The sequence below is a fragment of the Flavobacterium fluvii genome (assembly GCF_900129545.1).
In the GTDB taxonomy this organism is placed as follows: Bacteria; Bacteroidota; Bacteroidia; order Flavobacteriales; family Flavobacteriaceae; genus Flavobacterium; species Flavobacterium fluvii.
The window spans coordinates 108779-133228 of the sequence record NZ_FQWB01000005.1 but is presented as its reverse complement, the minus strand read 5'-3'; the positions used below and the strand labels follow the sequence as shown (position 1 = coordinate 133228).

Here is a 24450-nt window from a genome sequence, read left to right as displayed (position 1 = left end):
AAAAAAATAGTATTTCGTTCTCTACTTGGACTAATCCTGTTGTTGTTGGTACTTGGCATTGCATTTACATTGCCGTTTGTTCAAACTCGAATTGGTAATTATGCGACCAATGCGCTCAACGAAAAATATAAAATACACATCAATGTAGAGCAGGTTTCCTTGACCGTTTTCGGTGGCGTGAAACTAAAAAGAGTCATTATTCTAGACCATCACAAAGATACCCTGATTTATGCCAACAGGATTAAAACCAGTATTTTGGATTGGGAAAAATTGATGAACGTCAATTTGATTTTTGGAGATATTGATTTGGATGGAGCGTATTTCAACATGAAAACGTACAAAAATGAAAAACACTCCAACCTGGATGTATTCGTTGCTGCATTTGATTCGGGTAAACCGCCTTCCAAAGCTTCAGAAGAACATTTTTTGTTGACTGCCACCAAGGTAAAAATTACCAATGGTCATTATAGCCTGATTGACGAGAACAGGGAAAACCCAAAAGATGTTGATTTCACGAAGATTAATTTAGCGGCCACGGCTTTGAGAATATATGGGGCAGAAGTGAGTACAACTGTCAACAAGTTGTCATTTCAGGATCATCGCGGGATATTTGTGGAAGATTTAACTACTAAATTCAGTTACAACAGTAAGCACATCAAACTGGAGAATTTGGATTTGTTGACCAAGGAGTCCAAGTTGAAAGGTTCGGTAACGATGAACTATGAAATTGAAGATTTTGCCCATTTTACGGATAAAGTCGAATTTGACATTAAACTGGAAAAGACTACCTCATTGGCATCCAATGATATTCGCGCTTTTTACAGTGAATTGGGAAAAAACCAACATTTTAAAATCAAGGGAAGAATTAAAGGGCCTTTAAATAATTTGGTACTGACGAATTTTAAATTGGTCGATTCCAAAAAGTCCCAGATAATAGGCGCGATAAACTTCAAGAATCTTTTTCCAAGTAAAGGAAAGGAGTTTTACATGAATGGAAAATTTGCCAGACTTTCTACCAATTATGATGACCTTGTCACTATTTTGCCCAATGTTTTGGGTAAAAGATTACCCGTAATTTTGAAAAAATTGGGTACAATTAATTTGGTGGGCAAGGCGCAGGTTACCACAACTTCTCTCGATGCTCGTTTTGCCATGACGACCCAGTTGGGAAAAGTAAATTCTGATTTGAGGATCGAGGACATGAATTTAACAGACAAGGCTTCTTATGTAGGGAATATTGTCTTGGATGATTTTGACCTTGGCACTTTCTTGGATAGAAAAGACGTTGGGAGAGCAAGTTTGAATCTTGATGTAGTGGGGAAGGGTTTTTCCGAAAAATATTTGAATACCTCTTTACAGGGCGATGTTACCCAAATTAATTATAATAAATATACGTACAGCAATGTGGTTCTCAACGGGAATTTCAACAAAGGCTTGTACAAAGGCCTGGTTTCTGTTAAAGATCCTAATTTGAACATGGATTTTGACGGCTTGGTCGATTTGAGCAAGAAAGAAAGTCGATATGATTTTCACATCAATGTCGAGAATGCCGATTTGAAGAAATTAAATTTCATGAAAGACTCCATTTCCATATTCAAAGGCGATGTTGTGGTTCAAGTTTCGGGCAATTCAATCGACAATCTCAAAGGCGATGTATTCATTAACAAGACGACCTATCAAAATGTAAAAGCCACTTATGTTTTTGATGATTTTTATATCAAATCCACTTTTGACGCAGATCAGGTGAGAACCATTACCGTAAATTCACCTGATATTGTCGAGGGCGAAATTGTGGGGAAATACCAGTTCAACCAATTGCAAAATTTGGTATTGAATTCGCTGGGAAGTCTTTATACGAATTTCAAACCGGTTAAAGTAAAAAAAGGACAATTTTTGAAATTCAATTTCACCATTTACAATAAAATAATTGAAATCTTTTATCCGGAAATTTCCATTGGTGCCAATACCATTGTTAAAGGGAACATCAATTCCGACAACCAGGAATTCAAACTTAATTTTAATTCCCCAAAAATTACGGCTTCGGCCAATACTTTTGACAATATAAGAATCAAAATCGACAACAAGAATCCGCTTTACAATGCTTATGTTGAATTGGACAGCATAAAAACAAAGCATTACAAGATCAGGGATTTTAGTTTGATAAACGTGACCATGAAAGACACCTTGTTCTTTAGATCCGAGTTTAAAGGAGGCACTAAAGGGCAAGATTATTTTAATTTGAATTTGTATCATACCATTAACAAGGACAACAACAATGTTGTTGGATTGAATAAATCCGAAGTGAAAATCAAAGATTATTTGTGGTTTTTGAATGAAAAAGAAACGCCAAACAATCAAATAGTTTTTGATAAATCATTCAAGAATTTCAATTTTGACAACATTATACTTACTCATGAGAATCAGGAAATTTCTTTTATGGGCGACATAAAAGGTTCAACCTACAAGGATTTGAAAGTAAATATAAAAAATGTCGATTTGAACCAGATTACTCCGGCGGATCCCAAGTTCGTCTTTAACGGGAACTTGAACGCAGTCGTGAACTACAAACAAAACAATGCGGTCTATCAACCCACGGCATCCATACAAATTGATAGTTTGAATATCAATAAAATAGATATGGGAAATCTGAATTTTGACATTGCGGGAGACGAAAACCTGAAAAAATTCAATCTAAATGCCAATCTTCAGAATGAAAACATGGAGTCCTTCAATGTCAACGGGAATTTTGAAATTGTTGACAAAGAAACCATTTTGGACTTGAACTTAAAATTGGATAAATTCAATCTAGGAATCCTGAGTAATCTGGGAGGAGAGGTAATCTCCAATATCAGGGGATTTGCTTCCGGAAATGCAAGTATTGGAGGGAGTGTCAAAAAGCCGGATATCAACGGACGACTCTATGTGGACAATGCCGGCTTGACTATTCCGTACCTGAATGTCGATTATGCATTGAACAACAAGACCGTTGTTGATTTAACAGATGAAAAATTCCTGTTTCGAAACGACATACTTACCGATACAAAATACGGAACAAAAGGAGTTTTAAACGGAAGCATAGAACATAAAGATTTTTCGGATTGGAAATTGGATTTGGCAGTTAGTTCCAAAAGATTACTGGTACTGGATACCAAAGACAGTGAAGATGCAGCCTATTACGGAGTTGCTTTTATCAATGGATTGGCCACCATCAAAGGACCTACAGACGGATTGTTTATCAAGGTCGATGCCAAATCCGAGAGCGGATCGTCGTTGAAAATCCCTATCAACAATGCCGAAAGCATAAGTGATAACGATTTTATCCATTTCTTGAATGCCAAAGAAAAGTTTAACATCAAGAAGGGTATCGTTGATAATTCGAGAAATTACAAAGGACTTGAATTGGAGTTTGACCTTGATATTACGCCCAATGCGGAAGTGGAAGTTATATTGGATCGAAATTCTGGACACGGAATGAAAGGCAGGGGAAATGGAACGCTTTTGTTCAAGATAAACACGCTGGGTAAATTTCAAATGTGGGGCGATTTTCAAGCTTATGAAGGAACTTATAATTTTAAATACGGCGGCATTATCGACAAGAAATTTTCAGTCAAAAAAGGAGGCTATATTTCTTGGGAAGGCAATCCAATGAAGGCGCGTTTGAATTTGGAAGCAATATACAGGACTTCGGCCAATCCTGCCGTATTGCTGGAGAATTCCTCTTTCAATAAAAAGGTGGATGTTAGCGTTGTTATTGGGTTAAGAGGTGATTTGACAAGTCCTGATCCAGACTTTAATTTCGAATTTCCAACAGTGAGCAATGTGTTGAAATCGGAAATAGAATACAAGTTGAACGACAAAGACGTAAGGCAAACCCAAGCTTTGTATCTTTTGTCCACGGGTAGTTTTTTGAGCGCCGACGGAGTGAGCAATTCTGCTTTGTCCCAGAATGCATTTGAAACGGCCAAGGGATTGTTGAGTGGTATTATTCATTCTGATGACGAAAAATTCAAAGTGAACATTGACATCATATCAGCGGACAAAACCATTGGAGCAGAAGCCGATGGAAGATTCGTGGCTTCCATTTCCTCAAAAATAAATGAAAGAATTACCATAAACGGAAAAGTTGGGGTTCCTTTTGGTGGAGTTAGCCAAGCGGCAGTCGTTGGTGATGTTGAAATTTTATACAGGGTCAATGAAGATGGGACGGTAAATTTGCGTTTTTTCAATAAAGAAAACGACATCAGTTATATTGGGGAAGGTATTGGATACACACAAGGAGTCGGGGTTTCTTATGAAGTGGATTTTGATACTTTCAAGGAACTTGTCAATAAAATATTTAAAAATCAAAAAATAGAAAAAGCACCAAAATCAAATGCCGTCGATGAAGATTCTACCATAGACATGGAGAGGTATAATGGCTCGAAACCCAAGAAAACAAATGCCACTGAACAGAAATCAAATCAGGAAGGCATCATTCCAGAGGAAGACTAAAAATTTGAATGTTTTATAAAAACAATTTTAATTTGTTATAGAATTGTTGTTTCTTGAGCTAAATATTATTTTTATTACAATATTTAAGCAACTTATTAACGATAACGTTTGAATTTAGAGGCTTTTACTAATTTATTAAAAAGACCGCTCCAAAAGTGCAGAATGTTTATTAAATTTACACTTTAATACTTAAATAATGCTAAAAACAATAAAAAAAGTTGGTGTTTTAACCTCGGGTGGAGACTCTCCTGGAATGAACGCAGCTATTAGATCGGTAGTTAGAACATGTGCTTACCATAATGTATTATGTGTAGGAATCTATAGAGGTTATCAAGGAATGATTGAGGGCGACTTTATAGAGATGGGAGCCAGAAGCGTTCACAACATTATTAATAAAGGTGGTACAATACTAAAATCAGCCCGTTCCAAAGAATTCATGACTCCGGAAGGTCGCAAAAAAGCTTATGATCATCTTGTGAAAGCTGAAGTAGATGCTTTGGTGGTTATCGGTGGAGACGGAAGTTTTACCGGTGCCGAAGTTTTTAATAAAGAATATGGTTTTCCAGTAATGGGAATTCCAGGTACAATCGACAATGATATTTTTGGAACCAGTCATACTTTAGGATACGATACGGCTCTAAATACGGTTGTGGAATGTATTGATAAAATCCGTGACACGGCAAGCTCCCACAACAGGTTGTTTTTTGTTGAAGTAATGGGGCGTGATGCCGGTCATATTGCATTAAATGCAGGAATTGGAGGCGGAGCAGAAGAAATTTTGATTCCAGAAGAAGATTTAGGTCTAGAAAGATTATTGGAGTCACTAAAGAAAAGCAAGGCATCCGGAAAATCATCCAGTATTGTCGTGATTGCCGAAGGAGATAAAATTGGTAAAAACGTATTCGAATTGAAAGATTATGTAGAAGCCAATTTACCAGAATACGAAATCCGTGTTTCCGTTTTAGGACATATGCAACGTGGCGGAGCACCATCTTGTTATGACAGAGTTTTGGCCAGTAGGTTAGGGGTAAAAGCTGTTGAATCATTATTGGAAGGAAAATCAAATTTAATGGTTGGAATGATCAACGATAAAGTGGCGCTTACACCATTGGAACAAGCCATAAAAGGACATACGGAAATTGACCGTGAATTGCTTCGTGTATCAGATATTATGTCCATATAAATAAATATCAAGGATTGTTTAAACAGCCTTGAATACTCAATTGAATAAACTAAATAAATTTAAATTAACGATTAAATAAAAAAAGAATGTCAAAAGTAAAATTAGGAATTAATGGTTTCGGAAGAATTGGAAGAATTGTTTTTAGAGAATCTTTCAACAGAGACAATGTAGAGGTAGTAGCTATCAATGATTTGCTAGATGTTGATCACTTGGCTTACTTGTTAAAATACGATTCAGTTCACGGTCGTTTTGACGGAACTGTAGAAGTAAAAGAAGGGAAATTGTATGTAAACGGAAGAAACATCCGTATCACGGCTGAAAGAAATCCTGCTGACTTAAAATGGAATGAAGTTGATGTTGATGTAGTGGCTGAATGTACTGGTATCTTCACAACTATAGAAACTGCAAATGAGCACATTAAAGGTGGTGCCAAAAAAGTAATTATCTCTGCTCCATCTGCAGATGCTCCAATGTTTGTAATGGGAGTAAACCACTTAACGGCAAAAGCTTCTGATTTAGTTGTTTCTAACGCTTCTTGTACTACAAACTGTTTAGCTCCATTGGCTAAAGTAATCAATGATAATTTTGGAATTGTTGAAGCTTTGATGACAACTGTTCACGCAACAACTTCAACTCAAATGACTGCTGACGGTCCTTCCAGAAAAGACTGGAGAGGTGGACGTGCAGCTGCAATAAACATCATTCCATCTTCTACAGGTGCAGCAAAAGCTGTTGGAAAAGTTATTCCGGAATTGAATGGAAAATTAACAGGTATGGCTTTCCGTGTTCCTACTGCTGACGTTTCTACAGTAGATTTAACCGTGAAAGTGGCCAAAGAAACTTCTTATGCAGAAATAATGGCTGCTTTAAAATTAGCTTCTGAAACTACAATGAAAGGTATCTTGGGATATACTGAAGATGCAGTTGTTTCTCAAGATTTCATCTCTGACAAAAGAACTTCTATCATTGATGCTACCGCAGGAATTGGTTTAAATTCAACTTTCTTCAAATTGGTATCTTGGTACGATAATGAATATGGTTATTCAAGTAAATTGATTGATTTATCTGTGCATATTGCAGGTTTAAAATAATTAATTTTATACTTTTACTAAATCTCCCGTTAGACTAATTTTTAACGGGAGTTTTTTTTACCTAAACCCAATAACCCTTTTTTAGTTTTAGTACAGCTATAAACTAAAAAACTAAATTATGCAGAAGATGAGATTATTAGTAGATAGTGGCTCAACAAAAGCCGATTGGATAGCAATAGACGAGGATGGGAAAATATTGTTTACCACCCAAACTTTAGGATTAAATCCTGAAATATTGAAGGGTGATGAAATAATTGATCGTTTGAACGATCGTTTTGATATTTTGCAAAATAAAAATACTGCAACTCATCTTTTTTTCTATGGTGCAGGTTGCGGAACGGAAAGAATGAAAATGGCTCTTGCAGAAATTTTTCAAGACTATTTTCCAAATGCCATTATAGCAGTTCACGAAGATACTTATGCAGCAGTTTATGCAACCACTCCAAAAGGGGAAGAAGCCATTGTGAGTATTTTGGGAACAGGTTCCAACTGCAGCTATTTTGACGGCAAAATTTTGCATCAAAAAGTGCAATCACTTGGTTATATCGTTATGGATGATTGCAGCGGTAACGTTTTTGGAAAAGAACTAATCAGAAAATATTATTTTAATAAAATGCCAAAGGATTTGGCACAGGAATTCGAAAAGGAATACAATTTAGATCCTGATTTTATTAAAAACAAACTATATAAAGAGCCAAATCCAAATGCTTATTTGGCGACATTCGCGAAGTTCTTGATTAAACACAAGGAAACTGAATTTTGTCAAAAAATCATTTTGAAAGGAATGAAGTCTTTCGTGAAAAATTATATCAAACAATATGATAATTGCAAAGAAGTGCAGATTCATTTTGTGGGTTCGATTGCTTTTTACCTGAAAGAGGAATTACAATTGACCTTTGATAAATATGAATTGCGATTGGGTAATGTGCTAAGAAGACCTATCGACGGACTTATTGCTTATCATATTGCCAATAAATAATGAAAATGGAAATAGCAATTATTGCCCACGATGGAAAAAAGGCTGACATGGTCCAGTTTTTGAACAAAAACAAACATATTCTGGATCGTGACACCATCAATATAATAGCCACGGGAACTACTGGAGGCAAGGCAGAAAGTGTTGGTATTAAGGTAAAAAAAATGCTTTCGGGACCACAAGGAGGTGATGCGCAAATTGCCGCAAGGGTTGCCGAAGGAAAAACTAAAATGGTCTTGTTTTTCAAAGACCCTTTATCCAGTCATCCACACGAATCCGATGTCAATATGTTAATCCGTGTTTGCGATGTTCATAATGTGCCGTTGGCTACAAATGAAGCAACAGCACAATTATTATTGAATGCTATAGCACAGCAATCATAGAAATTTCCACATTTACATTTTTTGGCAAACAAGCCACTTGAACCGTTTCACGTGCTGGAGCGGTTTTTTCGTTGAAATAAGAACCGTAAACAGTATTTATGGAGCCAAAATCCCCCATATTCATTATAAAAATGCTGGTTTTTACCACGTTTTCAAAGGTCATTCCGGCAGCTTCCAAGACCGCTTTCATATTTTGCATAACCTGTTGGGTTTCTGCCTCAATGTTTGCTGTAACCAATTCTCCAGTCTTAGGATCTATTGCAATTTGTCCTGAAGTATAAAGGGTGTTGCCTGATAGCACTGCTTGGTTGTAAGGTCCAATTGGTGCTGGAGCATTTTCGGTAAAAATTATTTTTTTCATGGTTTTTAATTTTAGAAGTACTAATTTTTAAAACAAAAGTAACAATTATTAGTTGTTGTTTATGCTTCGCTTGTCGAATTTAATATCGCTCAATATACCTGATTTTATCCCGATGAAAAAGCTCCAATTTGCATTGTCTCCAAAGGGTTGCCAAGTGAAATCCATTCTCCAACTCAATAAATCTCTTTCAAAACGAAGTTGGGTGTAGGTAACTCCATTCTGTACAAAATCATATCCAGTAGAGACTCCTACTTTCCATTTTGGTGTCAAGTCGGTATTGGCGGAGACCATTATCGAATTACCGATAATTTTACTTTCCCTGTTGTTGTTTCCATAGGTCAATGAATAGGCAAATGTCATGTCCCAAGGTATTACTGAAGTAAAAAATTCTGTAACTGCATCTTTTCCTTCTTCTTCCTTTTCTTCCAATTGGCTGCCACCTCTGGTATGGTCAATGGTGTTTCTACCAAATAAATCGTCATCGCGACCACCATTTCTTTGGCTTTGCTTGTTTTTATCTTTGTCTTTGTCCGATTCTTTTGAGCTTGAAACGGAATAATTCATGGTCATGTTGGCGCTGGTCATTCTAAACAAGCTACCGCCATTATTGATGTTGTATTCATTAATTCGTTTACCGGAATTGTCGATGGCATACGGGTCTAATGTTGCCCCGAAATTCATGTTCAGCTTGTTGTCAAAAAATTGTGTTCCTCCACTTACTCTAACGGGATCCCAAGCCAGTGTGTTGACACCATCTGCATTGAGGTCATAACCGGTGGAAAGATTCAAATTGTTCAGCAGCATAATTTTTTTGGCTTCCGTTTTTGTGCTGTCTTTGTCTGTAACTTTAGCTTCAAAAGTATTGCTCAAATCAAATCCTAGTCGGTTGGAATTAGTATTGGACGGAGCTCCAAAAATTCCACCTTCAAATCGGGTATAATCCTTGGTCATTGTTCCGCTTGCATCTGTGGCGTAGGTGTCGTAGTATTTTTCGAAACTAGGAGTATAGCCATAGGATACGGATGGGCGCATTACGTGTCGAATGGATTTTATTTTTTTATCCTCGCCAAAATTAAATGTTCCGTAAATCGTGGTTCCCAAACTACTTGTGAAATTGTAGGTACGATAAGCATCAAAACCATTCATTGTTTTATCGACTACCTGGCTTTGGTCGGCATTATAATTTCTTTGTATGGTTTTCAAAACCCAAACTTCTTCATAATTTGTCGAAGCGGAACCACTAAAGTATTTGAATATTTTGAAATTGGTGCTTAATGGAATGGAATGCTTAGCCCCAATTTGCGCTTCATCAAACATCTCGGATTTAAAGAACAAGGAGTCTGTAGTCACGAAACTGTTTTTCCCGCTTACATTATATTGTAAATTGATGTTCTTGAAAAAACCTTTTTTAACACCATCTTTGCCCACGAAAGGATAAATACGATCTACACTGTATTGCAAATCAGGCAATGTCATGTTGATTTCTGAAGTTTGGGTATTTTGCGAATGTGTTGCAGATAAAGACAATCTAGATCCGACTAATCCGTAGAAGGTTTTGCTGTAAGAAACAGAAGAACTTAGGGTATTGTTTAAATTAGAACCGGTATTGGTTTGATTAATGGATTCTTTGAAATATTTACTGCTTCCCATATTTACCGATGCAGAAAAGTTGGAATTGGGACTTCCTTTGGAATCTTTTGAATGAGACCATTGAAGATTGTAAATGTTTTGCTTCGAATAATCCGGGTAGCCTCTTTCGCTGTTAATTAAATTTTCGAATCTAAAGTTAAAATTACCTCGATACCTGTATCTTTTGGCGTAAGAAGATTCAAATCGAAATGCATAACTTCCGTTGGTATAATAATCTCCTAAAACGGTTAAATCATAATTGTCGCTAAGTGCAAAATAATACCCTCCATTTTGCAACGAAAATCCTCGAGAGGAATCGTTATAACTTGGCAACAGAATTCCCGAAACACTGGTTTCCTTGCTCATTGGGAAAAAAGCGAAGGGTAGTGCTATTGGCGTGGGAACGTTGGCTATAACCATGTGGGTCAATCCGGTAACCACTTTCTTGCCGGGAATAAATTTTACTTTGCTGGTCTGGAAATAATATTCTGGGTTATCAACGTCTGTAGATGTGGTAAATCGAGCTCCTTTCAAGAAATAAACGGAATCATTTTCTTTTTTTGTAATTGCGGCTTTGACCTTGAATTCTCCTTGGTCGGTTCTTGAATTCCAAATCAAGGCTTTTTTGCTCTTGAAATTAAAACGGATAGAATCAGGTTCTATGACGTTTTCACCTTGCTTGAAATTGGGGAATTGGGTGTATTTGCCGGTGGAATCTTTTATTCGCCCAGCATAAACCTCGTTTTTTTCATAGTTCATTACTATGATTCCAGCTTTTAACTCGATATCCTGATAGTAAAGTTCGGCTTTGTCATATAGAGTAATCAGCTTTTTCTTTTGCTCGATTTTGACATAATTTTCCGCATTATATTTTACTTTACCTTCAAGAATTGCTTTGGGTTGAATGCTGTCTTTTTTTAAAGTATCCGTTTCCGTTTTTGCAATAGGAACGGTATCGTCTTTAATATCAGGAGTTAAAATGGAACTGTCTTTTTGTTTTTGTGCTGGTATCGCCTTAGTTTTATTCTTTATATCTTGTGAATATAAATTACAAGATCCTATTGTTAGGAAAATTGATAATAAAACGATATTAAATAAGTTTGTATTCAAAGGTTTTAATGCTATTTTTGTAAAAATATGGCTTGTTTTTTGACGTGTCAAACTTACATATAAATTTTTGTCAAAAATAATCAATTAATAAATTTTATAGCTCTAGTATTCTAATTAAAATTAACTTTTTAGATTTATGTATATAATAAATAAATTCAAATTACAATTAGCTTTTTTTCTAACGATTGTTTCATTTGTTTCTTATGGACAGTCCAATCTTTTTAAGGTAGCATTGGACGCAGGGCATGGTGCGCATGATTTTGGTGCTGTTTACAGCGGGCGTGTCGAAAAGAATATCAACTTGGCCATTGTGCTTAAAGTAGGAAAGTTGCTGGAACAAAATCCTAAAATTGATGTTATTTACACCCGAAAAACAGATGTTTTTATAGATTTGATTGAAAGAGCCAATATTGCCAATCGTGCCGATGCCCATATTTTTGTTTCCATTCATTGCAATGCCAATAAAAACACTGCAGCCGATGGAACGGAAACCTACGTAATGGGTATGAGCAAGGCGGCTTCGAATCTTGAAGCGGCCAAAAAAGAGAACTCGGTAATCAAGTTGGAGAAAGATTACAAACAAAAATACGAAGGTTTTGATCCCAATTCTCCAGAAACAATGATTGGAATGACCTTGATGGCAGAAGAATATTTAGACAACAGCATAACTCTAGCCAGTAAAGTGGAAGACGGTTTTGCTGCTTTAGGCAAGAGAATTAGAGGAGAAGGAGTAAAACAAGCTCCTTTTATGGTACTGCACAAAGCCTATATGCCGAGAGTCTTGATAGAAACAGGTTTTATATCCAATCCTGTTGAAGGCAGTACTTTAGATTCTGAAGAAGGGCAAAATGATATAGCCAGGGCCATAGCCGATGCCATTATCAGTTATAAAAACGAATATTTTGGAAACGGAGGCATGGATGATAACGATAGACCATCCCAAAAAATAATTACAAAGCCAACAAATGACAGCTCAACGCCAATAAAACCAAAAGCCGATGCGGAAGTTCCTGCAACTAAAAAAACGACAAACAATAAAGATGCAAAAGCCGTTATTTTTAAAGTGCAATTGGCGGCAAGTGCCAAGAAACTGGAATTGATACCAAGTAATTTTAAAGGATTGAGAGATGTTTCAATAGAATCAGGTACTAACCTTTACAAATATATGTATGGTGAAACCACTGATTATGAGGAAGCCAAACAACTATTGCAGGAAGCAAAATCCAAAGGATACAGTTCCGCTTATTTGATAGCCTTTAAAAACGGAGAAAAGATTAGCGTTCAAGACGCCCTAAATAATTAATAACAATAAGTTTAATTAATTTATATTAAATTTGCCAAAATTTTACACTTTGAAAATAACTAGAGAAATTAAAACCGCCATATTAGTCATTTCGTCTATTTTGCTCTTTATTTGGGGATATAGCTACGTAAAAGGGAAAGATCTTTTTACCAATTATAAAACGTTGTATGTTGAATACGATAATGTTGAGGGAATTGTTAAATCAGCGGTTGTAACCCTTAATGGAATGATTGTAGGAAGTGTCAGCAATATTACATTAAATCAGAAAACAGGAAAGATTTTGGTTGAATTGCAATTAAAAACCGATTTTCCTATTTCTAAATCCAGCACGGCTGCCATATATGCACCTGGATTTATAACAGGAAAACAAATTGCCATTTATCCCAATTATGCCGACAAAACGGTTGTGGTTGATGGAGATACATTAAAAGGATCAGAAACTGCAGGGCTTACAGAATCCTTGCAAGAAAAATTAGTTCCTCTTCAAGAAAAATTCGAAAAAGTACTCCTCAACGTAGATAAATTATTAGTGGGAGTAAACAATATTCTTGACGAGAAAGGACAAGCCGATTTGAAAAAAACTTTGGCTGAATTGAGTCAAACGATGGAACAATTTCATAAAGTTTCCGTAAATGCAAATTCAATTTTAGACGATAATAAAGGTCAAATAAAAGGAATGGTTTCCAACTTTAACAAAGTGTCAAGCGACTTTTCTAAAATCTCTGATTCTTTGAACAAAGCCAATTTAGGTCAAACAGCCAAAAATCTTGAAAAAACATTGGCCAGTGTCGATAAAATCATGGCAAATCTTCAAGCAGGAAATGGGACAATGGGTAAATTGTTGACAGATGAGGAAGTTTACAAAAATTTGGAAAAAACGACCAAAGAATTGGAGTTGTTGTTGGAAGATGTTCGACTTAATCCTACACGATATGTAAATGTTTCTGTTTTTGGAAAGAAAAACAAACCTTATGTTGCTCCTGTAAAGGATACAGTTGCTAAAGTTAAAAACTAGCAATTATGGGCTATTTGGACAATATATTATTTACAATACTGTTGGTTATTGGTTTTGGTTATTTTTATTTGAATGTAAAAAAAATAATCAGGAACATCAATCTTGGTGCAGCCGTAAATCGTAAAGACAATCCCAAAGCACGCTGGAAAAATATGGCAATGATTGCGCTCGGACAATCCAAAATGGTGCGAAGACCAATTGCCGGAGTCCTTCACATCATTGTTTATGTTGGCTTTGTCATCATCAATATCGAATTACTGGAAATTATTATTGATGGTTTATTTGGCACCCACAGGATTTTTGCCTTTTTGGGAACAGCATACAATGTCTTGATTGGCTCTTTCGAAATATTGGCATTTTTAGTTTTATTTGCTGTTACGGCATTCCTGATAAGAAGAAATATCATTAAGCTGAATAGATTTATTCATTCTGATTTAAAAGGCTGGCCAAAAAGTGATGCCAATTACATCTTGTATTTTGAGATTACTTTAATGACCTTGTTTCTATTAATGAACGCCACGGATTTGCATTTGCAAAATATCCCGGGAGGGTATTCCCATTTTATAAAAGCAGGTTCATTTCCGATTAGCCAGTTCATTGAGCCGTTGTTCAATGGCTATTCGAATGGCTTGGTTATGTTGCTATCAGAATTGTTTTGGTGGTTGCACATCATTGGAATTTTTGTGTTTATGAATTATTTGTATTTTTCAAAACACCTGCATATTTTATTGGCTTTTCCGAATACCTATTTTGCCAATTTGAATCCACAAGGACAGTTTGACAATCTAGAATCGGTTACCAATGAGGTAAAATTGATGATGGATCCCAACGCCGATCCTTATGCAACACCAGCTCCTGACGAAAATGCTGTTCCAGCCAAATTTGGAGCCAGCGACATACAAGATTTGAATTGGGTGCAATTATTGAACGCTTATACCTGTACAGAATGCGGTCGTTGTACTTCGTCTTGTCCTGCCAATCAAACCGGAAAAAAACTTTCTCCTCGTAAAATCATGATGGATACGAGAGACAGGATGGAGGAAGTAGGAAAAAATATCGATGTCAACAAAGGCATTTTTGTTCCAGACAACAAATCATTGTTGAACGATTACATCACGCCCGAAGAGTTGTGGGCTTGTACCTCATGCAACGCTTGCGTCGAGGAATGTCCGGTAAATATCAGTCCGCTTTCCATCATTATGGATATGCGACGTTATCTTGTAATGGAACAAAGCGCTGCGCCAACTCCCATAAATGCCATGATGAGCAATATAGAAAACAATGGAGCGCCTTGGCAATACAGCCAGCAAGACCGATTGAATTGGAAAAACGAAATATAGTTTAAAAGTTTAAATGTTTAATCGGTTAATCGGTTAAACGTTTAACCGATTAACCAATTAAACAAAAAATAATGTCAGAAGTTTTAATAGTACCAACAATGGCCGAAATGCTGGCCCAAGGCAAACAACCAGAAGTGCTGTTTTGGGTGGGTTGTGCTGGAAGTTTTGATGACCGATCAAAAAAAATAACAAAAGCGTTCGTGCAAATTTTGAATCGTGCCAATGTTTCTTTTGCCGTTTTGGGTACCGAAGAAAGTTGTACTGGTGATCCTGCAAAAAGAGCAGGAAACGAGTTTTTGTTTCAAATGCAGGCAATGATGAATATCGAAGTCCTGAATGCTTACGAAATAAAAAAAATCGTTACTGCTTGTCCGCATTGTTTCAATACCTTGAAAAATGAATACCCTGAATTGGGAGGGAAATATGAAGTGTTGCATCACACCGAATTTCTGAAATCCTTGCTGGATAATGGAAGATTGACCATAGAAGGTGGGCAATTCAAAGGAAAACGAATCACCTTTCACGACCCTTGTTATTTAGGAAGAGCCAATAAAGTCTATGAAGCGCCTCGTGATTTAATTCAAAAATTGGATGCCGAATTAGTCGAAATGAAACGTTCCCGTGCCAATGGATTGTGCTGTGGAGCAGGAGGTGCCCAAATGTTTAAAGATGCCGAGCCTGGAAACAAGGAAATCAATATCGAAAGAACCGAAGACGCATTGGAAACCAAACCAGATATTATTGCCGCAGGTTGTCCTTTTTGCAACACGATGATGACGGACGGTATCAAAAACAAAGAAAAAGAAGGCGAAGTAAAAGTGTTGGATATCGCCGAACTAATTGCCAACGCACAAGATTTGTAGAATGAAATCTGCAATCTAAATTTACAATCTTAAATCTAAAATCAAATGTATATTCCTTTCGAAAATTTACCAGAAGACTCCAAAATTTGGATATATCAATCCAATAGAAAATTCTCTGATGCAGAATTTTCAGAAATAGAAACAGATATAAAATCTTTTCTTGACAGTTGGGAAGCACATAGTGTAAGCCTGGAATCGTCGTATGAGTTGAAATACAACCGATTCATCGTCATTGCCGTAAATCAGGAAGTGCAAGCTGCAACGGGTTGTTCCATAGATAAATCGGTTATGTTTATCCAAAAATTGGAACAAAAATACAATGTCGATTTATTGGATAAAATGAACGTCACTTTCAAAAATGGCGAACACATTGCCCACAAAACCTTGATTGATTTCAAGAAAATGGCTAAAGAAAAAGCAGTTACAGAGAATACAATCGTTTTCAACAACTTGGTCAATACCATTCAGGAATACAACGAATCTTGGGAAGTTCCAGCAATGGACAGCTGGCACAGTCGTTTCTTTTAATCTGAAATGAAAATAATAAACTGCATATTCTCCATTTATTTAATAGTGCTTTCCTGTTTGCCTTGCGCTGATTTGGAAGTAGGCAGTTTGTCGCATCCTTCACAAGAAATAACCTCAAATACCGACAAACACTCACACGAAAAAAGTAATGATGCTTGTTCGCCTTTCTGTGTTTGCAACTGTTGCGGAAGCCAGATTTTAGTTTATCAAACTAATTATAGTTTTTCATCATTCAGGAATATAATTTACACAAAAGTTCCTGAATGCCAATCATTACTTACTTCGTCTTATTTCGGAAGTATTTGGCAACCACCACAAGTAAATAGTTAAATAATCAGGATTTTTTTCTTTAAACCATTTCAAGTTTTTGATTTGGTTTCAGTTTATTTCATTTATTTAAATAATTTACCAATGCGAAAAACACTAATGTTGCTGGTTTTAGTAACGAATTTTGGCTTGTTGTACAGCCAGGAAATTCCAAAAGATTCTATACCACAAAATGAAGAAGAATTGGACGAGGTTGTTGTTCAATCCACCAGAACAAGTAGAACCATAAAAAATACGCCAACAAGAATAGAATCCATTGACGCCGAAGAATTGGATGAAAAAGCCAATATGAAACCCAGCAATGTGAGTATGGTTTTGCACGAAAGTACAGGATTGCAAGTGCAACAAACATCGGCAACCAGTGGAACGGCAAGTATTAGAGTTCAGGGTTTGGATGGAAAATACACTCAATTGCTCAAAGACGGTTATACTAATTTTGGAAATTTTGCCAGCGGATTGAGTATTTTAGAAATTCCTCCTTTAGATTTAAAACAGGTAGAAGTTATAAAAGGGCCGTCTTCCACACTTTTTGGTGGTGGATCGATTGCCGGAGTCATCAATTTTATTTCAAAAACGCCTACAGAAAAGGGAGAACATAATTTTATCCTGAACCAATCCAACATTGGACAAACCAATTTAGGTATTTATTCGTCCCAACGAAAAGGAAAATGGGGATATGCCATTTTAGGGTTGGTTAATTTTCAGGATTCTTATGATGTGGATAATGACGATTTTTCAGAAGTTCCAAAATCGGATAATTTCACGATAAATCCCCGTTTATTTTATTATCCAAATGAAACTACCAGTTTGATGATTGGAAATAGTTTTACGAAAGGAAATATGAAAGGTGGAGATATGCACGTGATTGATGGAAATAGTGATACAGATCATACTTATTTTGAGCAAAACCAAACGATGCGAAATACCACTACGTTTGAGTTGGATAAAAAAATGGCGGATGCAAGCAGCCTTAAATTAAAACAAAGTTTGAGCCTTTTTGACAGGAAAATAAACATTCCAGATTATCAATTTTCAGGTTTCAATACGAACGCCTTTACCGATGTTTCTTATGTTTGGAACAAAGAAAATCAAACGTTTATTAGTGGAATCAATATTATGTATGATGATTTTAATCAAAGGGATATTGAAACATTGGATGCAAAATCGTTTACTTCAGGAGCGTATATTCAGCACACTTGGGACGTCACCGAAAAAATAAAATTGGAAAACGGATTGCGTTTCGACAATGTGAATTATTCGAACAGCATCTTTTCTAAAAGCCAGTCTTTCCTTTTGCCAAAAATTGCCGCCTTGTTTATCATTGATTCTAAATGGTCGTCAAGAATTGGTGGCGGATTAGGCTATAAAATCCCAACTATTTTTACTGAAGAAACCGAGCAAAACCAGTATCAAAATCTATTGCCGCTGGACAATGTTGTTGCAGAACGCAGTGTGGGAGGAACCGTGGATGTAAATTACAAGACATTGGTTTTTCAAGATTTGTTGGTTAGTGTCAATCAAATGTTTTTTTTGACCCAGATTAATAAACCTTTGGTTTTGGAAAATGATGGAACGAATTCCTTTTTTGCCAATGCTTCAGAGCCAGTTGTTAGCCAGGGATTTGAAACCAATGTCAAGTTTGTTTTCAAAGAAGACTTCAAGCTTTTTGCCGGATATACTTTTACCAATGCCCAAGAGAAATACCTTGTTGGAAATCAGGTTATGCCATTAATACCCAAAAACAAATTGAATTTGGCGTTGATTTATGAAAAGGAAAATAATTTTAAATTGGGCTTGGAAGGTTATTTCACGGACAAGCAATATTTGAATAATGGCGAACAAACACCTAGTTATTGGGAGTTTGGTTTTATGGCCGAAAAAACATTGTGGAAGCACTTTTCTTTCTTTATTAATTTTGAAAATTTCACGGATACCCGACAAAGCAACTACAAACGTGTTGTAAACGGTCCCAACAACAATCCTGCTTTTGATGATATTTGGATGCATACCGAAGGTTTCACGATTAATGGCGGCATAAAAATCAAGCTATAAATGTTGATTAATTAAATTTATTGTTACGCTTTCTAACCTATTTAGAAACCGTATTTTTTTACAAAATATTAATAAAACACACCTCAAATTTCCTTAATTTCGTTCCACTAAAAATTACATATGAAAATAGCAATAGTTTGTTATCCTACGTTTGGCGGAAGTGGCGTAGTTGCTACTGAATTAGGACTTGAATTGGCTCGTCGTGGTCACGAAATCCATTTTATAACTTACAGTCAACCTGTTCGATTGGCATTATTGAACCCCAATGTTCATTACCACGAAGTCAACGTTCCAGAATATCCTTTGTTTCATTTTCAACCTTACGAATTGGCTTTGTCAAGCAAATTGGTCGATATGGTCAAGTTGCATAAAATAGAATTATTGCACGTTCACTATGCCATTCCACACGCTTATGCGGGCTATATGGCGAAGCAAATGCTCAAGGACGAAGGAATAAATTTACCCATGATAACCACGCTTCACGGAACCGATATTACCTTGGTGGGCAGTCATCCGTTTTATAAATCAGCGGTAACCTTCAGCATCAACAAATCGGATTTCGTTACTTCGGTTTCCCAAAGTTTGAAAGACGATACCTTGAAGCTATTCAATATCAAAAATGAAATTCAGGTAATTCCCAATTTTATCGAATTGGATAAACATGAAGTCGAAGCCGTTACTTCTTGCCGTCGTTCGATTATTGCCAATGAAAATGAAAGGATTATTACGCATATCAGTAATTTTAGAAAAGTAAAGCGAATTCCGGATATCATTAAAATATTTTATAAAATCCAGCAAGAAATTCCAGCCAAATTAATGATGGTGGGTGATGGGCCAGAAAAGGAAAAAGCCGAATCTTTTTGCCAAGAATTGGGTATTCAAGACAAAGTGATTTTCTTTGGAAACAGCAATGAGATAGACAAGATTTTGAGTTATACCGATTTGTTTTTATTGCCTTCCGAAACTGAAAGTTTTGGTCTTGCGGCATTAGAAGCCATGGCGTGGAGCGTTCCAGTGATTTCCAGTAATTCAGGAGGTTTGCCGGAGGTGAATTTTGAAGGAGTTTCAGGTTATTTGAGCGACGTGGGCAATACCGATGAAATGGCCGAAAACGCCCTGAAAATTTTAAAAGACAACAGTGTTTTGGCTGAATTCAAAAAGAATGCCTTGTCCATTGCCAAACAATTTGACATTAAACACATTTTGCCTTTATATGAAGACTTGTACCAAAAAGCCATAAATAAATTTTTATGAAATGAGCATAATCGATAATTGGTAGCAAAAACTAATGTTGATATGCGAATTACATGTGACCGATAAAAAACAATAAACAGCACAACATATGAAAAAAATAGTATTTGCGTTGCTAATAGTGATTTTGGCTTCCTGTTCCTCGACCGTAAAACCTGTGGAAACCAAATCTTTGTTTGAAGTTTTGACCCAACAGGTAGATGGAGGCGCCAGTATTCGTTTTTTTGAAATTTTGTCTGAATCCAATGAAATTGCCATGTTGCAAAATGATGAAAAACTCAAAAACAAAATCCATTCAAATGATGTTCAAACTTCCAATTTCGTTGTTTTGAATATGGGAGAAAAAGCCTCTGGAGGGTATAAAATAGGCGTGGAGAGTGTCGTGGAAACGGATAAAAACATAATTATTACCGTAAAAGAAACGGTTCCCGAACCCAATGCAATGGTTTCGCAAATGATGACTTATCCATATTGTGTTGTTAAAATAAATTCTAAAAAGGAAATTATCATAAAATAAAAACAGCCGTTTCAAATTGAGACGGCTGTTTTTTATTCATTTTATAAGCTGTATTTGTTACAATTTCATTGTTATTCCAATTCCAGGTGAAAATCCAGAGGTACTTCCGCCAGACAATTCTGCGTATACACCCCATTTATCATCCCAAAACCAACGGGCTCCAGCTTGAAGTCCAATGTCGAAATCATCATCGTGACCATTAGCGTTGCCGTTGGCATTGTCGTCCCCAATCCAAAAAGAGTATCCAGCATTTGCGCCACCATAAACATCCCAAGCAGCATTTGTAATTCCAAATAGATTATCGAAATAATAATTGGCTTTTACTCCAACATTTAACCAATCTAAATCAAAATTGGTTCCAACGCCTGGAGCAATTGTAATATCTTTATGAACAGGAATTTCATAATTAATACCTATAAGACCAAAGTTTAATTCTTTTCTGGCTTGTCCAGAAACACTTGCAAAACATACTAATGCAAAAACTGATAGAGTTATTTTTTTCATAAGATTTTTGTTTAAATGTTATACACAAATATAAGTGTATTTTTAATAAAATTAACAAAAAATAAAAGAATAAATTCTGCAATGTCTTGAACATCAGAAATGTTTTTTTTGTTTGTTTTGACTTTTGGATAATTTTCATTTATGGGGATTTTATGTTGATATTGTTGTCAACATATAATCCTTGCAGGTAAATAATGATCGAACTCTCAGTCTATAAACAAAGAATCCCGTTTCAATAGTTTTGAAACGGGATTCTTGGTCTATATAAATACTTTGTTAGAATTTGAATCGAACTCCCAAAGCGATGTCTCCATTATAATTGTCTTCATTATAGCCGTTACTTCCAAATTCTGGTCTATAATCCAATGAAAGCAAAATTGGTGCATCTTGGAAACTATATTCTATTCCAATATCTCCGGCTGCAAAAACGAATGTTCCGTTGTCATCGTAATTGTTGTCTCTCCAGCTGCCTAAACCTCCACCAACTCCTGCATACCAATTGAATCCTCCGTCAATATTCCATACCCATTGGTATAAACCTGCTAGCTTGAAGGCGTCAATTTCGTTGCTGTTTCTCCAGCCTAAATCCAATTCCAAACGATTTTTTTGGGATAATCCCCTTTGATAAGAGATTTCTACGCCAAAACCATCATTGTCTCCCAAGCGCAATCCTAAAGCATTTTTTGCAATGTGTTGAGCCTCTGCAGCGAATGTTAATCCCATTAACATTATGGCCGATAAAATAATTTTTTTCATAAATGTGTTTTTGTTACTACAAAGATTAAACAAATTTCGAACCAATATATTATACATTAATAGAAAAAAGTTGCATAATTGCCACATTTTTTCTCGAATATACTGATTGTCAAGCAGGTTTTAATTTGAAATAAATTGCCTGAAAATAAAACATGCAAAATTACTTTATTGTCGAAATCAGGTTGTTTTTAAAAGTAGTTTTTAGGGCAATTGAAATAGCTTTTAAAAGTTTATCCTGAAATCATTGGATAAACTTTTAAACTTTAATCTAAAATAGTACTTTTGTTAAAAACTAATCATAATGGCAGGAAATAGCTACGGAACACTATTTAGAATAACAACTTTTGGAGAATCACACGGAGAAGCTTTAGGCGGTATAATTGACGGCTGCCCATCCGGAATAGAATTGGATATGGAAGCCATTCAGTTGGAAATGTCTCGAAGAAAACCAGGACAATCTAAAATTGTGACGCAACGAAAAGAACCAGACGACGTTCAATTTCTATCCGGAATTTTTGAGGGAAAAACCACGGGAACTCCAATAGGTTTCATTATCCCGAATACCAATCAAAAATCAGATGATTACTCGCACATAAAGGATAATTACAGACCCAGTCATGCCGATTACGTGTACGAAAAAAAATACGGTGTTCGCGATTATCGCGGTGGTGGAAGAAGTTCTGCCCGTGAAACAGCCAGTAGAGTAGTGGCTGGTGCCATTGCAAAACAAATGTTGCCTGAAATAAAAATAAATGCCTACGTTTCTTCCGTAGGACCACTTTTCTTGGAAAAGCCTTACCAAGACTTGGATTTTTCAAAAATTGAAAGCAATCCCGTTCGTTGTCCAGACGAGAAAATGGCTGCCGAAATGGAAGAATATATAAAAACTATTAAAAAAGACGGCGACACCGTTGGTGGAACCGTGACTTGCGTGATCAAGAATGTGCCAATTGGTTTGGGCGAACCTGTTTTTGATAAACTACACGCTGAATTAGGCAAAGCCATGCTTTCGATAAATGCCGTAAAAGGTTTTGAATTTGGAAGCGGATTTTGTGGCTCAAAAATGAAAGGAAGTGAACACAACGATTTATACAATCCGGACGGAACCACCAGAACGAATCTTTCGGGTGGAATTCAAGGCGGAATCAGCAACGGAATGGATATTTATTTCCGTGTGGCTTTCAAACCCGTGGCCACCATTATGCAAAAACAAGAATCATTGGACAATAAAGGAAATATTACCGAGATGACCGGAAAAGGACGTCACGATCCTTGCGTGGTTCCCCGCGCTGTTCCCATTGTTGAAGCGATGGCAGCCATCGTTCTTGCCGATTTTTATTTGATAAACAAAACCTATCTATAAAATAGTATTCGATTTTCAGTGTTCGGTTTGCTGAAGACGGAACGCTGGACACTGAATGCTGAATACTAAAAAAATGACGCCAACCAATACCCCAAAAACATCATTATTAGGAAATCTTACTTTTCAAATTCTAATTGCCATGTTGCTTGGGGCAATCTTGGGAATCGTTATCCACAATAGCTACGATGCTGATTTTGCCAAAGAATTCAGTGATAAAATCAAAATTCTGGCGACTATTTTCATTCGGTTGGTTCAAATGATTATTTCGCCCTTGGTGTTTACTACATTGGTGGTGGGAATTGCCAAACTGGGCGACATCAAAACCGTGGGAAGAGTGGGTGGTAAAGCACTGGGGTGGTTTTTTAGTGCTTCATTTATTTCACTGTTGATAGGAATGTTCTGGGTAAACATTTTGAAACCCGGAGTTGGACTCAATTTGTCCGATGTTGATGTAACTTCTGTCTCTGAAGTTACCGAAAAAACACAAAGTTTCTCTGCCCAAAATTTCATTGAGCATATTTTTCCCAAAAGTATTTTTGAAGCAATGGCGAACAATGAAATCTTGCAGATTGTCATTTTTTCCATCTTTTTTGGATTGGCAGCCGCTTCCATAGGCAGTTTTGCCAAACCGGTTATCAATGCCTTGGACAAATCATCGCACATCATTTTGAAGATGGTAAATTACGTGATGAAGTTTGCGCCAATGGGTGTTTTTGGGGCAATAGCAGGTGTTTTTGCCATAAAAGACCTGAATGATTTAGTGTTTACCTATATAAAATATTTCAGTTCTTTCTTGGTTGGAATTACATCTTTGTGGGTTTTCTTGTTGTTGATAGGCTTTATTTTTCTGGGAAAAAGGATGAAAATATTGTTGAAACACATCATCAGTCCCTTGATCATTGCATTCGGAACCACCAGTAGTGAAGCCGTGTTTCCTAAACTGACCGAAGAATTGGAACGGTTTGGTGTAAAAGACAAAATAGTTTCGTTCATGTTGCCGTTGGGTTATTCGTTTAATCTCGATGGAAGCATGATGTACATGACTTTTGCCAGTTTGTTCATCGCCCAAGCTTATGGTATTGATTTAGATGCAGGAACACAGATGGTGATGCTTTTGGTGTTGATGTTGACCAGTAAAGGAATTGCCGGAGTTCCTAGAGCAAGTTTAGTGGTTGTGGCTGCCACTTGCGGAATGTTTAAAATTCCAATCGAAGGAATAGCCTTGATTCTTCCAATCGACCATTTCTGTGACATGTTTAGGACAGCGACCAATGTATTGGGAAATGCTTTGGCAACTTCTGTAGTCGGGAAATGGGAAGGTGATGACTAGAATTAAGTCTTGTTTTCAGGTTTTAATCACTTTTAGATATCAAAATTAACAATTTATATTAAGAAATAGCTTATATA

20 protein-coding genes are annotated in these 24450 nt (G+C 36.3%); 16 read left to right on the top strand and 4 right to left on the bottom strand.

Annotated features, from left to right (window positions below; all coding sequences use genetic code 11):
- Window positions 1–45: 45 nt before the first annotated feature.
- The 5 genes from BUC16_RS12290 (at window position 46) to BUC16_RS12270 (ending at window position 8124) form a co-directional block, all read left to right on the top strand.
- Complete coding sequence (locus BUC16_RS12290) at window positions 46–4491, top strand: translocation/assembly module TamB domain-containing protein (RefSeq protein ID WP_317614996.1); 4446 nt, start codon at window positions 46–48, stop codon at window positions 4489–4491.
- Between the two features lie 196 nt (window positions 4492–4687).
- Window positions 4688–5674, top strand: coding sequence for a 6-phosphofructokinase (gene pfkA / locus BUC16_RS12285; RefSeq protein WP_073370965.1), 987 nt, complete (start codon window positions 4688–4690; stop codon window positions 5672–5674).
- An 86-nt stretch (window positions 5675–5760) separates the two neighbouring features.
- Window positions 5761–6765: a type I glyceraldehyde-3-phosphate dehydrogenase gene (gene gap / locus BUC16_RS12280; RefSeq protein ID WP_073370964.1), complete on the top strand. Its 1005-nt coding sequence runs from the start codon at window positions 5761–5763 to the stop codon at window positions 6763–6765.
- A 127-nt stretch (window positions 6766–6892) separates the two neighbouring features.
- A complete protein-coding gene (locus BUC16_RS12275) occupies window positions 6893–7744 on the top strand; it encodes an N-acetylglucosamine kinase (protein ID WP_073371246.1) in 852 nt (283 codons plus the stop codon).
- A gap of 5 nt (window positions 7745–7749) precedes the next feature.
- A complete protein-coding gene (locus BUC16_RS12270; protein ID WP_073371245.1) occupies window positions 7750–8124 on the top strand; it encodes a methylglyoxal synthase in 375 nt (124 codons plus the stop codon).
- On the opposite strand, the gene BUC16_RS12265 is transcribed toward BUC16_RS12270, so the two are convergent.
- Both BUC16_RS12265 and BUC16_RS12260 read right to left on the bottom strand, forming a co-directional pair.
- Complete coding sequence (locus BUC16_RS12265) at window positions 8105–8485, bottom strand: RidA family protein (RefSeq protein ID WP_073370962.1); 381 nt, start codon at window positions 8483–8485, stop codon at window positions 8105–8107. The genes BUC16_RS12270 and BUC16_RS12265 overlap by 20 nt on opposite strands.
- A 48-nt stretch (window positions 8486–8533) precedes the next feature.
- Window positions 8534–11275 (bottom strand): putative LPS assembly protein LptD, encoded by a 2742-nt coding sequence (locus BUC16_RS12260; RefSeq protein ID WP_073371244.1) that lies wholly within the window; start codon window positions 11273–11275, stop codon window positions 8534–8536.
- Window positions 11276–11360: 85 nt separating this feature from the next.
- On the opposite strand from BUC16_RS12260, the gene BUC16_RS12255 reads away from it, so the two are divergent.
- The 9 genes from BUC16_RS12255 to BUC16_RS12215 all read left to right on the top strand — a co-directional run bounded on the left by BUC16_RS12255 (window position 11361) and on the right by BUC16_RS12215 (window position 20420).
- Complete coding sequence (locus BUC16_RS12255; protein WP_073370960.1) at window positions 11361–12527, top strand: N-acetylmuramoyl-L-alanine amidase; 1167 nt, start codon at window positions 11361–11363, stop codon at window positions 12525–12527.
- Between the two features lie 49 nt (window positions 12528–12576).
- Window positions 12577–13542 (top strand): MlaD family protein, encoded by a 966-nt coding sequence (locus tag BUC16_RS12250; protein WP_073371243.1) that lies wholly within the window; start codon window positions 12577–12579, stop codon window positions 13540–13542.
- A gap of 5 nt (window positions 13543–13547) precedes the next feature.
- Complete coding sequence (locus tag BUC16_RS12245; RefSeq protein WP_073370959.1) at window positions 13548–14882, top strand: 4Fe-4S dicluster domain-containing protein; 1335 nt, start codon at window positions 13548–13550, stop codon at window positions 14880–14882.
- Between the two features lie 71 nt (window positions 14883–14953).
- Window positions 14954–15745: a (Fe-S)-binding protein gene (locus tag BUC16_RS12240; protein WP_073370957.1), complete on the top strand. Its 792-nt coding sequence runs from the start codon at window positions 14954–14956 to the stop codon at window positions 15743–15745.
- Window positions 15746–15790: 45 nt separating this feature from the next.
- Entirely contained in the window at window positions 15791–16273 is a 483-nt protein-coding gene (locus BUC16_RS12235; RefSeq protein WP_073370955.1) for an ABC transporter ATPase, read from the top strand.
- Between the two features lie 6 nt (window positions 16274–16279).
- Complete coding sequence (locus BUC16_RS17635) at window positions 16280–16603, top strand: DUF6660 family protein (protein WP_073370954.1); 324 nt, start codon at window positions 16280–16282, stop codon at window positions 16601–16603.
- 81 nt (window positions 16604–16684) lie between these two features.
- Entirely contained in the window at window positions 16685–18652 is a 1968-nt protein-coding gene (locus BUC16_RS12225; protein WP_073370952.1) for a TonB-dependent receptor plug domain-containing protein, read from the top strand.
- Window positions 18653–18772: 120 nt separating this feature from the next.
- Window positions 18773–19906 (top strand): N-acetyl-alpha-D-glucosaminyl L-malate synthase BshA, encoded by a 1134-nt coding sequence (gene bshA / locus BUC16_RS12220; RefSeq protein WP_073370950.1) that lies wholly within the window; start codon window positions 18773–18775, stop codon window positions 19904–19906.
- A gap of 88 nt (window positions 19907–19994) precedes the next feature.
- Window positions 19995–20420: a protease complex subunit PrcB family protein gene (locus BUC16_RS12215; RefSeq protein ID WP_073370948.1), complete on the top strand. Its 426-nt coding sequence runs from the start codon at window positions 19995–19997 to the stop codon at window positions 20418–20420.
- 57 nt (window positions 20421–20477) lie between these two features.
- On the opposite strand, the gene BUC16_RS12210 is transcribed toward BUC16_RS12215, so the two are convergent.
- Both BUC16_RS12210 and BUC16_RS12205 read right to left on the bottom strand, forming a co-directional pair.
- Window positions 20478–20924, bottom strand: coding sequence for a hypothetical protein (locus BUC16_RS12210; protein WP_073370947.1), 447 nt, complete (start codon window positions 20922–20924; stop codon window positions 20478–20480).
- Window positions 20925–21200: 276 nt separating this feature from the next.
- The gene (locus tag BUC16_RS12205; RefSeq protein ID WP_073370945.1) at window positions 21201–21680 is read right to left on the bottom strand and encodes an outer membrane protein; all 480 of its coding nucleotides are present in this window, start codon (window positions 21678–21680) and stop codon (window positions 21201–21203) included.
- 301 nt (window positions 21681–21981) lie between these two features.
- On the opposite strand from BUC16_RS12205, the gene aroC reads away from it, so the two are divergent.
- Both aroC and BUC16_RS12195 read left to right on the top strand, forming a co-directional pair.
- Window positions 21982–23043 carry a chorismate synthase gene (gene aroC / locus BUC16_RS12200; RefSeq protein WP_073370943.1) on the top strand — a complete coding sequence of 354 codons (1062 nt, stop codon included), beginning with the start codon at window positions 21982–21984 and terminating at the stop codon, window positions 23041–23043.
- 73 nt (window positions 23044–23116) lie between these two features.
- On the top strand, window positions 23117–24373 hold the full coding sequence (locus tag BUC16_RS12195) for a dicarboxylate/amino acid:cation symporter (protein ID WP_073371242.1): 1257 nt from the start codon (window positions 23117–23119) through the stop codon (window positions 24371–24373).
- The last annotated feature ends 77 nt before the right edge of the window (window positions 24374–24450 follow it).